The following is a 15,304-nucleotide window of genomic DNA, read 5'->3' on the forward strand; positions in this document are numbered from 1 at the left end:
CACGAAGGTGAGTGCAAACTCCTTATGCGCGTCTCCTGCGGCGGTTCGGTCGAGCGAACCCGGAGACTGCGCATCTTGCATACAAGAGAGTATAGGCCGGCTTTCCCTGCGGCAAGCTGCATCTTGTGCATGCCCTCGTCTCCGCTGATGAGACGAAGCCCCCGTTGACCATGCATGCAACCGCCGTCCAGAGGCCTGGCCGAGGTCGTCGGCTCGCCCTCAGAACCGCAGCGCTGCGCGCAGCGAAGCGGTCTGGCCGGTGTAGCGGTCAGCGGCGCGCAGGCTGTACTCGGCGCGCAGCTCGAAGCCGCCTTTGGTCTGCAGTTCGAGGCCGGCAGTCAGGTTGCCATAGACGTCGGGCGCGCCGGTCGTGATCCGGAACGGGGCGATGCCGCTCGCGGCGAACTCGCTGAGCTGCATGCGCGCCGTCCAGTCGCTGCCCGCCAGGAAGCTGACGCCAAGGGTCGCGTAGGGCCGCAGGATGGTGTCGTTGGGAAGGTCGATGCGGCCGCCGATTTCGAGTGCGGGGGTCACCATGAGGTTCGCCCGGCCGGTTGTCTGGGCCGACAGGTTGAACAGCCCGGCGCCGCTTTCGCGATAGGCCTGCTGGTGGGCATAGCCGAGGTCGAAATCGACCAGCGGCCGCAGGTACCAGTTCGGGAAGGCGAACTCGTAGGCGGCGCGCAGCCGGGCGCCGACATGCAGGAACTGCGGCTCGCTTCGCGCCAGGCCGGCAAAGCCCGGCACCAGCACCTGCCGCTTCATCTCGTTGCTTTCATAGCCGGCGCGCAGGCCAGCGGCGAAAAGCCAGGGGCCAACCTGCCGCTTCAGCGCGAGGCCGCCGCTGACGGTGTGGCTGGTCGTCGCGACCACCGAACCATCCGATTTCGTGTCGCCTGCCATGTAGCTCAGTGAGCCGCCGAGGAACCAGTTGGGCGCGATCTGCTTCTGCGCGCCGATCTGATAGGTCGACATCAGCGCGCGATAGCCGCTGTCGTCGCGGCTGCCGCCGCGATCGAGACGGTTGCCCGTCACCCGGCCCCAGACGCATTCCCCCTCGTTGCGCTGCGTGCTGCCATCGGCGAAATAGGGGCAGCTCATCAGGCTGTTGAAGAAGCCGTAGGAGTGATGCGCCTGTGCCGAAAGCCGGCTATGCGCGGAATCATTGGCCATGCCGCCCAGCATGCCGGCGTAGCTCGAGGCATCCTTCAGGCGGGCGAAATAGGTGAAGAGGGGAGCCGCGCCGGTATGGCCGGAATCCCACAGCGCCTGCAGATAATTCGCGAGGTTCGCCTGGTCGGAGGCGAAGGTTGCGCCTGCCCTGGCGAAATTGCCCTGCGGCGACACCGACAGGTCGCGCCCATCCGGGCTGAAGCGCAGCGTGTAGCTGATCGGGAGGCCTTCCAGATCGCCGGTCTTGGCCGAGAAACCCTGCACGCCATGGTCGAAATGCGCGATCGGCAGCGAGTAGCCCTTCAGCGGGTTTCGGGTGTCGAACTCGATCTCGCCGCCGAACTGCGTCGCGCCGCTGACCGATAGGACGTCGCTCTTTCCGCCTCGGAAATCGAGTCCGAAGATTGTCGTGCCGCTGGCGGTCTGGACGAACTGCCCGGTCAGGCGGGTCGTATCGTATTGTCCGGCGATCGGCGCGGTCAGGTCCATGTAGCCGGAATTGGTCAGGACGCCGCCATTCTTGCCGAGGAAGATCGTCGTTCCCGGGCTGAAGTCGCCATTGTTCACGATGGTGTTCAGCGGACCGAAGGACGTGTCCACCGCGAGCCGGACATCACCGTCGAGCGTGCCTCCCTGCGCATTGGTCACGCTGGTGGGGCCGGAAGTGACGATGGCGACGCCGCCGAGCGAGGCGATGGTTCCGGCGTTCGTAATCGTCGTGTTGCCGGTCGTGCTGGTGACGATGGCGGCGCCGCGCGGACCGCTGCCGCCTCGAACGCTCGAACCGCCCCCCACCGAGACGTTGATGTCGCCGCCGTTCGGTCCCGTGGCGCCTTCGCCGCGGCTGATCGCGTAGATGCCGGGGGAGTTTGCGCCATAGGCTGTGACCGCCGCCGCCTTGTCGACGCTGATCGTGATCGCGCCGGCCGCATCGCCGGCGCCCGAGGCCGCGCGCCGCGCTAGGATGCCCTGATCGGTGAGAGCGCCGCCATTGGCGAGGCTGATCGCCAGGATCGCCGGGGCGTTGGCGCCGTGCGTTACGACGCCGGGAACCCTGGATCGGCCGTCGAGATAGCCGATGCCGGTGACGTTGACGGTGACATGGCCGCCAGCACCCGAGCCGCCCGTGCCGCCATCCCTGATCAGGCCGAGATCGTAGCTCGCCGAGGCCATGTCGCCGGCAAGGCCACCGCCACCGCCGATGCTCTGGGCGAGGACGCCGACGGCGCCGTCGCCCATGGTCTGCACCTGGCCGTTGACCGCGAGGCTCACCGCACCGCCTGCACCGGCGGCCGGATTCGACGGATTGACGAGCGTGATCAGGCCCGGCGCGGCTGTAAGGGCGGCCACGCCGCCACCGCCGCCGATGCTCTGGGCGAGGACGCCGATCGCGTTGCGACCTTCCGTGGCGACGAGGCCGCCGGTTGCGAGTGTGACGCCGACCGCGCCGCCATCGCCCCTGGCGCTGGCGCTGGCGCCCAACGTCACCTTGGTCGGCGTGTCGAGAAGCCCGTCGCCGGCGGCCGCGACGGCATAGCCGCCGCCATTGCCGATGCTCTGGGCGAGGACGCCGAAGGCGGCGCCGCCCGACGTGGTGATCGTGCCCGCGATATCGTTCTTCACGGTGCCGCCATGGGACGTGCCCGAGCCGCCGGTCGCGCCAAGCGCGTAGGTCGGCGCGAGGGCCGGGGCCTCGGAGGTCTTGGGCAGGACGAACAGATGAGCCCCGCCGCCGTTCGAGATGCTCTGGGCCAGGACGCCATGCGACAGGACCCCGCGCGTCGCGATACTGCCTGATGTCGTGACCGTGACGTCGCCGCCGGCGCCGGTGGCTCCGTCCGCGCCCATCTTGACCTCGCCGCTGCCGCCGAGGGTTCCGGTCAGGACATTGCCGCCGCCACCGAATATCTCGGCGCTCTTGCCGCCGCCGCCGCCGATGCTCTGCGCGAGAACGCCGGAGGAGCCCGCGCCGCCGGTCGTGACCGTGCCGGCATTGTCGACCGTGACCAGACCGCCGGCGCCGCCGCCGCCGCCCTTGCCACCATGCTGGAAGGTGAGGTTGAGGGTCGCTCCGGCAAGCGTCGGCGCGGCGTGCGCACCATTGCCGCCGCCGCCGCCGATGCTCTGGGCGAGGATGCCGTCCGACGCATCGCCCTTGGTGGAGATGCTGCCGCCGGCGCCGTTGGTGACCGTCACGGCTCCGCCCGTTCCGGCAGCGCCGCCGGAGCCGCCGATGTTGACGTTGGTAGTGGCGGAGAGCTTGAACGGCAGGATGTTGCGGAGAATGTCGAGCATCGCCGACCCTTCCGGCGAGACGTCGAGATCACCGTTCTCCTTGCCGAAGCCGCCGCCATTGCCGCCGCCGCCGCCGATGCTCTGGGCGACGATGCCCGCCGCAGCGTGGCCAGCGGTCGTGATCGCTCCGCTGTTGGTGACCGTGACGGCGCCGCCATCGCCGCCGGCGCCCCCCGAGCCGCCGACGCCGATATTCGCGCCGAACGACAGCGAGAATTTCTTGTAGCTGCTGGCATTGCCCAGGAACTTGGTCAGGGTGTCGTTGAGCGCGGTAAGGTAGGCGGCCTGCATGCCGGCATAGGCATGGCCGCCCTTGCCGCCGCCGCCGCCGACGCTCTGCGCCTCGATGCCGGCGGAACCCGCGCCGCTCGTCGTGATCGGCCCTGTGCTGGAGACGCTGACCGTGCCGCCATGATTGCCGCTGCCGCCGCTGCCGCCGATCGAGACGGAGGCGTTGACGCTGGGCGAGAAGTCGGGGTTGTCCCAGCCTTCCGAGCCGAATTTTCGCAGGAAGGTGACGAGCTTGCCGAGGGCGCTGGCATCGCCGACCAGCGAGTTGAAGGTATCGCCGGTGAGGCGTTCCGCATTGCCGCCCGAGCCGCCGCCGCCGCCGATGCTCTGTGCGAGGATCGCGGTCGCATCGGCGCCGCCGGTGATGACCGTGCCGCTGTTCGTCACGCTGACAGCGCCGCCGATATTGCCCGATCCGCCCTTGCCGCCGACATTCACCGCGCCGCTGAGGGTGGGGATCGACGAGGCGAGGCCCGCTGCGTTGCCGCCCGAGCCGCCTCCGCCGCCGGTGCTCTGCGCCTGCACGCCATACGCCCCGTCACCACGGGTGACGATGCTGCCGCCATTGCTGACGGTAACGGTGCCGCCGCGGCCGCCGCCACCGCCGGTACCGCCGACAGCAACGCTGAAATTGCCGGTGATCTTGGTCGCGACGCTCGGGTCGAGTCCCTTCGGCGGCAGCGAGCCCAGCGTGACCAGGCTCATCGTGTTGCCGCCCGAGCCGCCGCCGCCGCCGACGCTCAATGCCGCGATGCCCGCGGCATGGGCGCCGCCCGTCACCATCGACGGCGGAGCGTCTTCTCCCGTTACGTCCACGACATTGTCGACCGTGACCGTGCCGCCATCGCCGCCGGAGCCGCCCTTGCCGCCCACTGCGGTGGAGACGGCGAGCGAGGCTCCTGTCGCCAGCAGCACGCTGTGCGCGATCGCCGAGCCGCCGGAACCGCCACCGCCGCCGATGCTTTTGGCGAAGATGGCGGTCGCATTGTCGCCGGCCGTGGCGACCCCGCCATTGTTCGTCACGATCACGGCGCCGCCTGCACCGCCGGAGCCGCCGGCTCCGCCGACCACCGTGTTGACACCGAGGCCCGAGGGGTAATTCGGCGGAGCGACGCCAATGGTGAGCTGGTCGGAGCTGGCGGCTCCGCCCGCGCCGCCGCCGCCGCCGATCGACTGGGCGTCGAGGCCGATGCTGCCGGTTCCGAGCGTCGAGATGATGCCGACAGGGCCATTGAAAATAGTCACCGAACCGCCGGAGCCGCCGCCGCCGCCATCGCCGCCGACCGCCGTCGCCACATTCACGAGCGCGCCGGCCGTCGTCATGTCGACGGGGCCGCCCTTGCCGCCGGAGCCGCCGATGCTGTGCGCCAGGATCGCGGTGGCCTGCGCCCCTTCGGTCGTGACGTTCCCTTCATTCTCGACCTTCACGGCGCCGCCATTGCCGGTGCCGCTGCCGTGCGTGGCATCGCCGCCAATGCCGACGCTGACGACCGGAAGCACGTTGACGGAGAACGAATAGGTGCCGCCGGCGTTGCCGCCGCCGCCGCCGATCGACTTGGCGTCGATGCCGGTGCTGCCGGCGCCCTTCGTCAGGATGGTCAGGTTCGTGTCATTGATGACCTGGACGTTGCCGCCATGGCCTGCGGCGCCGCCCTTGCCGCCGATGGCGACGTTGACGAAGCTGACGCCGATCAGGCGGGCCTGGTTGGCGTTGCCGCCGCCACCGCCGATGCTGTGCGCGACGATGCCGGCGGCATCCTTGCCGAGCGTCGTCAGGTTGTCGGCATTCAGGGCGGTGACGGCACCGCCGTCGCCGGCCGCGCCACCGCTGCCGCCGAGGCTGACGCCGACGCCGTAGGGAATGCCCGGCGTCGCGAGCGAGCCGCCGCCGATGCCGCCGCCGCCGCCGATGCTCAGGGCCATGAGCCCATTCGCGCCGTCACCTTTGGTCTGGACCGATGCGTAGTTGGTCAGCGAGATCACACCGCCGCTGCCGGCATTGCCGCCCTTGCCGCCGATCGAGACAATGCCGCCGCTGGCCGAACCGGCCGAGGCGCCGCCACCGCCGAGGCTCTGCGCCACGATGCCGTGCGAGCCGATGCCGAAGGTCGAGATCGCGCCGCTGTTGGTGATGCGCAGGTCTTGTTCGGCGCCGCCGCGGCCGCCGGCGCCGCCCTTCGAGTAGATGATGCCGGAATCCGAGCCGCCGGCGCCGCCGAGTCCCCCAGCGACGATCGCGTTGATGCCGATCGAGTTGGTGCCGCGCGTCTCGATGCCGATCGCGCTGTCGATGGTGATGCTGCCGCTGGAGCCGCCATTGCCACCGGCCTTGCCGGTCTGCGGGTTGCCGGGATGGCTCGATCCGCCATGGCCGCCATTGCCGCCGGTGCTCGTCGCGAATACGGCGTCGACGCCATCCCCAGTGATGGTGATCCGGCCTTGCCCGAGGGTCAGCGCGATGTTGCCGCCGGCGCTGCCATAGCCGCCCGGTGTCTGGTAGTCGTCGCCATTGCTGTCCTGCGCGGCGCTCCCGCCGCCGCCGCCGCGGCTTTCGGCATGGATGCCATAGCGCCGCGACTGGATCGTGCCGGAGAAGTTCAGGCTGATCGTGCCACCCAGCCCGCCGTCGCCGCCGCTCCGCGGCCAGCCGCCGCCGCCATCTCCCGCGCTGTTGCCGCCAGTGCCGCCATTGGCGCTCAAGGTGATCGCGCCGTCGCCGCCGGCACTCGCGGTGGTCAGGTTGCCGGAGATGCTGGCGATGATCTGACCGCCATTGCCGCCGGCGCCTCCGCGCGGGTTGTGCGCGACCGGCCGGATCGCACCATTGGCGCCGTTGCCGCCGCGCACATTGACCCTGACGCCGCCGGCCTGCGTCGCCGTGGTGATGCCGCTGAGATCGACGACGACGACACCGCCGGCAGCGCCCGAGCCGCGGTCGCGCCCGTCATAATCGTTCTCGGCCGCATTGATCGCCGCGGGGCCGCCATTGCCGCCCCGCGCCCAGATGTCGATGCCATAGCCGGCATTGTTGATGACGGTCGTGCCGGTCCCGTGGACGTGCAGCCCACCGCCCGGCCCGCCATTGCCGCCCCAGCCATAGCTCGGCCGGGAACGGTCGCCCCAGCCGCCGTCGCCGCCATTGCTGGCGACCGTCGCGGCGGCCGATCCGTTGGCGTGGACGGTGGTGGGCAGGGTGACGATCCCGCTGCTCCCATAGTCACCCCATTGCCCGTCACCGCCGAGATAGTTGTTGCCGCCATGGCCGTCGGAACCGGCGGCGCCGGAGATGCTGAAACAAAAGCCTCCGGGCAGGGCAGGGCAGTCCGCTTGCGCCGGGGTGATTGCTGCGAGGGCCATCGAACCCACCAGGGCCGTGAGCGCAAGATGGGAGACCGAAAGGCGAAATTCCCTGGCGCGCGAGCGGGCACGGGATTGGGGCCCGCTGCGCCCCGCGGCGCGGCCTGCAACTCCGTCCTGTCTCATAGGCCCAGCCCCGAATCGTCGTTGCGTCGCCACGCTTCGGAAATGGTCCCACAGCCCTGGCGCTTGGCAATCGCGTAAGGACCAATCGACATTTGGGATGGACGAACGGCGGGAGAGCGCGAAACATCGTAAACGAATTCCGGCGCCGGAATGCCGAGATCGTCGATGAGAGGGTCAGATGCCGAGGCGCGAGCGCAGTTCCTGGCGGTGCGGACGGGACACCGGCCAGGCGCGGTCGAGCGCGCGCAGCTTTACCTGCCAGCGGTCGCCGGAGGGCCGTTCGACATCCTGGACATGGAGCAGATTGACGAGCGCGGTGCGGTGGATGCGCAGGAACGAGGCCTGCGGGACGAGCGCCAACCAGAGCGCGAGCGGGCGCAGGTCGAGCACCGAGGACCCGTCGGCGAGACAGACTTCGGTGTAATTCCGCGCCGCCCGCAGGCCGACGATCAAACTTGCTTTCACGCCATGCGCACCGCCGCGCTTGCGAAGATAGATCAGCGGTTCCAGATCCGCCTTGCCAGCGCCGGTATGCGCCGCGTCCGTGCCGCCATAGCGCGCGCTCGCGATCAGCTCGGCGCATTGGAACAGGGCCTTCACCTCGGCGCTCGACCAGCGATGCTGCGCCCTGACCGCATCGAAGCCGATGCAGGCGCGCAAGCGTCCGTCGTGGAAGACCGGCACCGACAAAACGCTCTTGTCGCCCTGCCGCAGCATCTCGACCAGCAGTGCCCGGGCCGCGCGCGGGAGCGCTTCGACGCGGTCGATCATCACCGCCTTTCCGGCGGCCAGGAACTGCTGCAGCCAGGCAATCATGGTGACCGGGGCGTCCTGCAGATCCTCGACGAAGGATGGAATGCCTGAGCGGCACCATTCATGCGTATTGCGGAAGCGCAGCAGCTCGGCATCGTATTCGAACATCCAGGCCCGGTCGGCGGCCGCCTTGTGTCCAAGCTCTTCCAGCAGCGACGAGATCGCCGCGTCGACCGGCTGCGTCAGCAGATGCAGGGCGGATCGAAAGGCCCAGTCCGGCGCGGTGAAGGCTGCAAGGTCGTCGTGCGGCAGTGTCTGGTAGCTGGATATCAAGCTGTTCACCGCTCGCGGACGCGGCAGTCAAGCGCGTGCGCCGTCGCCTGGCAAGCCAAGGTGGCGGTGAAGGCGGCACGAAAAAGCGCCAGTCCCGAGCAAGCTGGGCTGGCGCTTCGCTATCAGGTGCTGCGAGTTTGGAGTTCCCTCGGAGCCCGCAGGGAGGCGATGGTTCCGCCAGAGATCAGCCGGCGATCAGTCGAGCGCCGTGACGCGCAGGCGCAACGCGTTGCCGATCACGCTGACCGAGGACAGCGCCATCGCCGCTGCCGCGATGATCGGCGAAAGCAGGATGCCGAAGAACGGATAGAGCAGGCCTGCGGCAACCGGGACGCCGGCGGCGTTGTAGATGAAGGCGAAGAACAGGTTCTGCCGGATATTGCTCATCGTCGCGCGACTGAGCTGGAGCCCGCGCACGATGCCCTGCAGGTCGCCCTTGACCAGGGTGACGCCGGCGCTCTCGATCGCGACGTCGGTTCCGGTTCCCATGGCGACGCCGACATCGGCGGCGGCGAGGGCAGGGGCGTCATTGACGCCATCGCCGGCCATCGCGACCACCCGGCCCTGGCCGCGCAGCTTGTCGACAACGGCGCTCTTCTCCTCCGGCAGCACTTCGGCCTCGACCTCGTCGATGCCGAGCTGGCGCGCCACGGCCTGCGCGGTCGTGCGGTTGTCGCCGGTCAGCATGACCACGCGGATGCCGGCGTCGCGGAGCGCGCGGATCGCAGCCGGGGTGGTCTGCTTGATCGGATCGGCGATCGCCAAGAGGCCGGCGACCTTGCCGTCGATGGCGACGAAGATCACCGTGCCGCCTTCACCGCGCAGGGTCTCCGCCTCGGCGGAGAGGGCGGAGAAGTCGATGCCGAGCTCGCCCATGATCCGGTGGCTGCCGATGACCAGCGCGCGGCCTTCGACGCTGCCGGTCACGCCCTTGCCGACGGGGCTGTCGAAATCCCGGGCTTCGGCGAGGCTGAGGCCGCGCTCCTTGGCGGCCTCGACGATCGCGTTGGCGAGCGGATGCTCGCTGGCGCGCTCGAGCGAGGCGGAAAGGCGCAGCAGCTCGTTCTGGTCGATGCCGCCGACCGTCCGCATGGCGATCAGCCGGGGCTGGCCTTCGGTTAGCGTGCCGGTCTTGTCGACGACCAGCGTGTCGACTTTCTCGAAGCGCTCGAGCGCCTCGGCATTCTTGATCAGAACGCCGAGGCCGGCGCCGCGCCCGACCCCGACCATGATCGACATCGGCGTCGCCAGGCCGAGCGCGCAGGGGCAGGCGATGATCAGCACCGCGACTGCGGCGATGAGGGCATGGGCGAGGCGCGGTTCCGGGCCGAACATCATCCAGGCGGCGAAGGCCGCGATGGCGATGACGATGACGAGCGGGACGAACCAGCCGGAGACCTGGTCGGCCAGGCGCTGGATCGGCGCGCGCGAGCGCTGCGCCTCGGCGACCATGTTGACGATCCGGGCCAGCATGGTGTCGCTGCCGACCTTGCCGGCGCGCATGATGAAGCCGCCGGTGCGGTTGAGCGTGCCGCCGATCAGCGCCGCGCCGACCTCCTTGGTGACCGGCATGGATTCGCCGGTGACCATGGATTCGTCGAGCGAGCTGCGGCCTTCGATGAGTTCGCCATCGACCGGCACGGTCTCGCCCGGGCGCACGCGCAGGCGGTCGCCGACATGCACGGATTCCAGCGGGATGTCCTCGTCCTCGCCATCCTCGCGCACGCGGCGCGCGGTCTTCGGCACGAGATCGAGCAAGGCGCGGATCGCGCCGCCGGTCTGCTCGCGGGCCCGAAGTTCCAGCACCTGCCCGAGCAGCACCAGCACGGTGATGACGGCCGCGGGCTCGAAATAGACGGCGACCGAGCCGTCGGCGGCGCGCAAAGTCGGCGGGAAAATGCCGGGAGCGAAGGTCGCGATCACGCTGTAGATCCAGGCGACGCCCGTACCCATGGCGATCAGCGTGAACATGTTCAGGCTGCGATTGACGAGCGATGCGAAGGCGCGCTCGAAGAAGGGCCAGCCGGCCCAGAGCACGACGGGCGTCGCCAGGATGAACTGCAGCCAGTTGGAATTCTGCGGCGCGATCAGTTTGTGCAGGCCGATGAGATGGCCGCCCATTTCGAGTGCGAAGACCGGCAACGTCAGGACGAGGCCGACCCAGAAGCGCCGGGTCATGTCGACGAGCTCGTGGCTCGGCCCCTGATCGGCAGTCGGCATCTCCGGCTCGAGCGCCATGCCGCAGATCGGGCAGCTGCCCGGGGCGGGCTGGCGAATCTGCGGATGCATCGGGCAGGTGTAGATCGTGCCTTCGGGCGCGGGCGCCGCAGCGGGCTTCGGCGCGGTCGCTGCGGTCTCGGCGTAGGCGGTCGGCTTGGCCTCGAACTTGCCGCGACAGCCATCGGAGCAGAAAAAATAGCGCTTGCCGGCGTGCGAGGCGCTGTACTTGGCCGTCGCGGGATCGACGGTCATGCCGCAGACCGGATCCTTGACGCTGTCCGGCGTGGCGCGGCCATGGCCGTGATGGTGACCGTGCTCGTGATGTCCGTGATGCTGGTGATCAGCCATCGTGCCGTCCTCCTTTTCCGCAGTGCTGTCAGGCGCAGCCGGCAGCAGCAGTGCCGGCTGCGCGTGCCTTTCAGCGGACGAGCTGCGGGCCGGGCGTGTAGCCGGCGGCGGTAACGATCGACTCGAGCGCCGCGAAGTCAGCGCCGCCGCGGACGCTGACCAGCTTGGAGGCAGGGTCGGCGTCGACGGACGTCCCCGGCAGCTTGCTCTCGATCGCGGTCTTGATGGTGCCGGCGCAATGGCCGCAGGTCATGTCATCGACCCGAAAGCTGATCGCGCCTTCGGGCGGTGCCGCGGTGGTCGCGGCAGTCTGGGAACGTGGCTGGCAGCAGCTCATGACTCGATGTCCTAGTTGACGATGGCAGCAGCCTGCACCTTCCCATAGTGGTAAGGTCAAGGCCTTCTGCACACGCCAAGGACGACGAGCGGGTCTGCTCGCCGCCGAGCCTTCGTCAAGCCGTACCGGCGAGCTCCTTCTGGCGGATGCAGGCGACGCTGTGGCCGGGACCGACCTCCTCGATGTCGGGGATCGCGCTGGCGCAGGCGTCGATCACATGCGGGCAGCGCGTGCGGAAGACGCAGCCCGAGGGCGGGTTCAGCGGGCTCGGAATGTCGCCCTTGAGGATGACGCGCTCGCGTTTGGCGCCGGGGTCGGGCACCGGGGCGGCCGAGAGCAGCACCTTGGTATAGGGATGGCGCGGATTGGCGTAGACCTCCTGCGCCGGGCCCTTCTCCATGATCCGGCCGAGATAGAGCACGACGATGTCGTCGCAGAGATACTCGACCACGGAGAGGTCATGGCTGATGAAGACCATGGTCAGGCCGAGCTCGCGTTGCAGTTCCTGGATCAGGTTGAGCACCTGCGCCTGAACCGAGACGTCGAGCGCCGAGACCGGCTCGTCGGCGATGATCAGCTCGGGCTCGACGGCGAGCGCCCGGGCGATGCCGATGCGCTGGCGCTGGCCGCCGGAGAATTCATGCGGGTAGCGCCGTGCATGCTCGGCGTTGAGGCCGACCCGGCCGAGCAGCTCGGCGATCCGCGCCTCGCGTGCCTTGCCCTTGGCGAGGCCATGGGTGTCGATCGCCTCGCCGATGATCTCGCCGACCCGCATGCGCGGGTTGAGGCTGGAATAGGGGTCCTGGAAGATGATCTGCAGGCGCCGGCGATAGGCGCGCAGCGCCTTCTCCGGCAGGCCGAACAGGTCGACGCCGTCAAACACGGCCTCGCCGCCGGAGGGCTCGACCAGGCGCAGAATGCAGCGCCCTACCGTGGTCTTGCCCGAGCCGGATTCACCGACGATGCCGACGATGCTGCCGCGGCGGACCTCGAAGGAGACGTCGGAGACAGCGCGGACTTCGCCGCCGCGGGTTGAGAAGACCTTCTGGAGATTGCGGACGGAGAGGAGCGGCGTCTCCGAAGCGACCGGGTTTGCGGGCGTGCTTGCAGCCGTCACAGCGCGTCGTGCCTCCAGCAGCGGGTGAGATGGGCGGTCGCGACGTCGAGCAGCGGCGGCACGGCTTCAGTGCAGCGCGCCTCGGCCAGCGGGCAGCGCGGCGCATAGGTGCAGCCCGGCGGCAAAGCGAGGGGGCTCGGCACGCTGCCGGGGATGGCGTTGAGCAGGCGGCGCCCCTGGCCGGGAACGCGGTCGCGCCGCGCATCGGGAATGCAGGAGAGCAGGCCGCGCGTATAGGGGTGGCGCTGCCTTGCGAAGACGCCGGCGACCGGCCCCTGCTCGACGACTCTGCCTGCGTACATCACCGCGACCTCATGGGCGATCTCGGCGACGACGCCGAGATTATGGGTGATGAACAGGATGCTCATGCCGATCTCGGCCTGGAGCCGGCGCAGCAAATCGAGGATCTGCGCCTGGATGGTGACATCGAGCGCTGTCGTCGGCTCGTCGGCGATCAGCAGGGCCGGATTGCAGGACAGAGCGAGCGCGATCATCACGCGCTGGCGCATGCCGCCGGACATCTCATGCGGATATTGCGCGAGGCGCCGCTCGGCCGCCGGGATCTCGACCAGTTCGAGCATGCGCTTGGCCCGCGCCCGCGCCTCACGCCGCGACAGGGGCTCGTGCAGCAGGATCATCTCCATGATCTGATCGCCGACGGTGAAGAGCGGGTTCAGGCTCGTCATCGGCTCCTGGAAGATCATCGCGATCTCGCTGCCGCGAATGGCCCGCATCTGCTTCAGCGGCATCTGCGCGAGGTCGACGACCGCGCCGCTGCGCAGCCGGTAGAGGATGCGCCCGCCGACGATGCTGCCGGGATGGGCAAGCAGCCGCATGATCGACAGGCTGGTCACCGACTTGCCGGAGCCGGACTCGCCGACCACGGCGAGCGTCTCGCCGCGGCGCAGCGAGAAGCTGACGCCGTCGACCGACTTCACCGCCTGCGATCCCAGCAGGAAGTGGGTCTGGAGATCCTCCACCTTGAGCAGGATGTCGTCCTCGACCGCGCGCGTGGCGACGGCTGCTGTTTCCGTGGTCGCCATGATCAGAGGTCCTTGCGCAGGCGCGGATCTAGCAGATCGCGCAGGCCGTCGCCGACCAGCTGCAGCGACAAGACGCTGAGCACGATCGCTGCGCCGGGGAAGAGCATCATCCAGTCGGCCTGGCCGATATATTGCCGGCCGCCGGCGATCATCGTGCCCCAGGTCGGGATTTCCGGGCTGACGCCGACGCCGAGGAAGGACAGGCTCGCTTCGGCCAGCATCGCATACGCGAAGATGAAGGTGGCCTGGACCAGGATCGGCGAGACGAGGTTGCGCAGGACATGGCGCGTCATGATCCGCCAGGTCGGCACGCCGAGCGCCCGCGCCGCTTCGACATAGGGCAATTCGCGGATGATCAGCGTCGAGGCGCGCACGATGCGGGCAAGGCGCGGCGCATAGACGATGCCGAGCGCGACGATGACGGTGGCGAGCGAGGGGCCGAGCGCCGCGACCAGCGAGATCGCCAGGAGGATGTCGGGGAAGGCCATCATCGCGTCGATGATTCGGGCGATGACGCCGTCGGCGCGGCGGAAGAAGCCGGCGACGAGGCCGAGCGTGATGCCGAGGATCGCGGCGAGCGCCGTCGCCGCCGCCCCGACCAGCAGCGAGAGCTGGCCGGCATAGATGGTGCGGCTGAAGATGTCGCGGCCGAACTCGTCGGTGCCGAAGAACCAGCGCTCGCTCGGCGGCTTCAGGCGGTTGACCACCGAAAGCCGGCTGGGCGAATAGGGCGCGATCAGCGGCGCGAGGATCGCCAGCAGCGCGATGATCGCGAGGACGACGAGGCCGATCACCAGCGTCTTGCGCTGCAGGATCAGGCTGGAGAGCCGCGGGCGGGCGGCTGGCGAGGAGGGAGCGGCCATCAGTAGCGCACCCTGGGGTCGATCGCGAGATAGAGCATGTCGATCAGGAAGTTGATCAGCACATAGAGGGCGGCGATGACGAGGAGCGCGCCCTGGATGACCGGATAGTCGCGGCGCAGCACGGCCGAGACGACAAGATTGCCGATGCCCGGCAGGCTGAACACCGTCTCGGTGACGACCGCGCCGGATATCAGCAGCGCCGCGGTGAGGCCGATCACGGTGAGCACGGGAATCAGCGCGTTCTTGAGGGCGTGCTTCATCACGACCCCCCATTCGCCCATGCCCTTGGAGCGGGCGGTGCGGACATAGTCGTCGTTCAGCACGTCGAGCATCGAGGCGCGGGTGAAGCGGGTTATCAGGGCCGAGGAGACGATGCCGAGCGCCAGCGCCGGCAGAACGAGATGGCGCAGCCGCTCGAGGAAGGAGGCATCGGGGCCGCCATAGCCGGAAGCCGGCATCCAGCCATAACGCACGGCGAAGATCTGGATCAGGATCAGGCCGAGCCAGAAGCTCGGAATGCTCGCCGCGAACATGGCGAAGGTGGTGGCGAGCTGGTCGAAGAGCGAGCCGCGCTTATAGGCCGAGAGGATGCCGACCGGCAGGGCGATGGCGCTCGCGATCAGGATCGAGAACAGGGTCAGGAAGAAGGTCGGCTCGGCCCGCTCGGCGAGCGCGCTCAGCACGGGCATGTTGAGGAAGATCGACTGGCCGAGATCGCCACGCAGGAGCTGGCCGAGGAACAGAACGTATTGCGTCGGCAGTGACTGATCGAGCCCGAGCCGGCTGCGCAGGCCGGCGATGTCGGCCGCGGTCGCATCCGGGCCGAGCATGACTGCCGCCGGGTCGCCGGGGGCGACGCGGACGATGATGAAGACGATCGTCACGACCGTGAACATCACCGCCAGCATGCCGAGGATGCGCTGCATCACATATCGCGTCATCGCGTGCCGGTTTCCGTTGTGCTTCGTGAGAGAGTGATTGCGGGTCGAGCGCCGCGCCGGCGGGTGTTGTCATGAGGCCGTTCGGGAATTCACCGCCCTCATCCTGA

Annotated in this window: 8 protein-coding genes; all 8 read right to left on the reverse strand. The window is 69.2% G+C overall.

Going from position 1 to position 15,304, the window contains the following annotated elements; all coding sequences use genetic code 11:
* Window positions 1-219: 219 nt before the first annotated feature.
* The 8 genes from DK26_RS19550 to DK26_RS19585 all read right to left on the reverse strand — a co-directional run bounded on the left by DK26_RS19550 (window position 220) and on the right by DK26_RS19585 (window position 15,197).
* A complete protein-coding gene (locus DK26_RS19550; protein ID WP_066475979.1) occupies window positions 220-7,116 on the reverse strand; it encodes an autotransporter outer membrane beta-barrel domain-containing protein in 6,897 nt (2,298 codons plus the stop codon).
* A 300-nt stretch (window positions 7,117-7,416) separates the two neighbouring features.
* Complete coding sequence (locus DK26_RS19555; RefSeq protein ID WP_157089738.1) at window positions 7,417-8,337, reverse strand: LytTR family transcriptional regulator DNA-binding domain-containing protein; 921 nt, start codon at window positions 8,335-8,337, stop codon at window positions 7,417-7,419.
* 186 nt (window positions 8,338-8,523) lie between these two features.
* The gene (locus DK26_RS19560; protein WP_066475981.1) at window positions 8,524-10,896 is read right to left on the reverse strand and encodes a heavy metal translocating P-type ATPase; all 2,373 of its coding nucleotides are present in this window, start codon (window positions 10,894-10,896) and stop codon (window positions 8,524-8,526) included.
* 70 nt (window positions 10,897-10,966) lie between these two features.
* Complete coding sequence (locus DK26_RS19565) at window positions 10,967-11,233, reverse strand: heavy-metal-associated domain-containing protein (protein WP_066475983.1); 267 nt, start codon at window positions 11,231-11,233, stop codon at window positions 10,967-10,969.
* Window positions 11,234-11,348: 115 nt separating this feature from the next.
* Window positions 11,349-12,350: an oligopeptide/dipeptide ABC transporter ATP-binding protein gene (locus DK26_RS19570; RefSeq protein WP_066475985.1), complete on the reverse strand. Its 1,002-nt coding sequence runs from the start codon at window positions 12,348-12,350 to the stop codon at window positions 11,349-11,351.
* Entirely contained in the window at window positions 12,347-13,393 is a 1,047-nt protein-coding gene (locus DK26_RS19575) for an ABC transporter ATP-binding protein (protein ID WP_066475986.1), read from the reverse strand. The genes DK26_RS19570 and DK26_RS19575 overlap by 4 nt, the downstream gene beginning before the upstream one ends.
* A 2-nt stretch (window positions 13,394-13,395) precedes the next feature.
* The gene (locus DK26_RS19580; protein WP_066475987.1) at window positions 13,396-14,256 is read right to left on the reverse strand and encodes an ABC transporter permease; all 861 of its coding nucleotides are present in this window, start codon (window positions 14,254-14,256) and stop codon (window positions 13,396-13,398) included.
* Window positions 14,256-15,197, reverse strand: coding sequence for an ABC transporter permease (locus DK26_RS19585; RefSeq protein WP_066475990.1), 942 nt, complete (start codon window positions 15,195-15,197; stop codon window positions 14,256-14,258). Before DK26_RS19585 ends, DK26_RS19580 begins: the two co-directional genes overlap by 1 nt.
* Between the last annotated feature and the right edge of the window lie 107 nt (window positions 15,198-15,304).

This window comes from Allobosea sp. WAO (assembly GCF_001509835.1).
In the GTDB taxonomy this organism is placed as follows: Bacteria; Pseudomonadota; Alphaproteobacteria; order Rhizobiales; family Beijerinckiaceae; genus Allobosea.

What these genes read in the sequence shown, in the direction of transcription:
- DK26_RS19550 (WP_066475979.1), bottom strand. Translation starts at nt 7,116, where the DNA reads ATGGCCCTCGCAGCAATCACCCCGGCGCAAGCGGACTGCCCTGCCCTG.
- DK26_RS19560 (WP_066475981.1), bottom strand. Translation starts at nt 10,896, where the DNA reads ATGGCTGATCACCAGCATCACGGACATCACGAGCACGGTCACCATCAC.
- DK26_RS19565 (WP_066475983.1), bottom strand. Translation starts at nt 11,233, where the DNA reads ATGAGCTGCTGCCAGCCACGTTCCCAGACTGCCGCGACCACCGCGGCA.
- DK26_RS19575 (WP_066475986.1), bottom strand. Translation starts at nt 13,393, where the DNA reads ATGGCGACCACGGAAACAGCAGCCGTCGCCACGCGCGCGGTCGAGGAC.
- DK26_RS19580 (WP_066475987.1), bottom strand. Translation starts at nt 14,256, where the DNA reads ATGGCCGCTCCCTCCTCGCCAGCCGCCCGCCCGCGGCTCTCCAGCCTG.
- DK26_RS19585 (WP_066475990.1), bottom strand. Translation starts at nt 15,197, where the DNA reads ATGACGCGATATGTGATGCAGCGCATCCTCGGCATGCTGGCGGTGATG.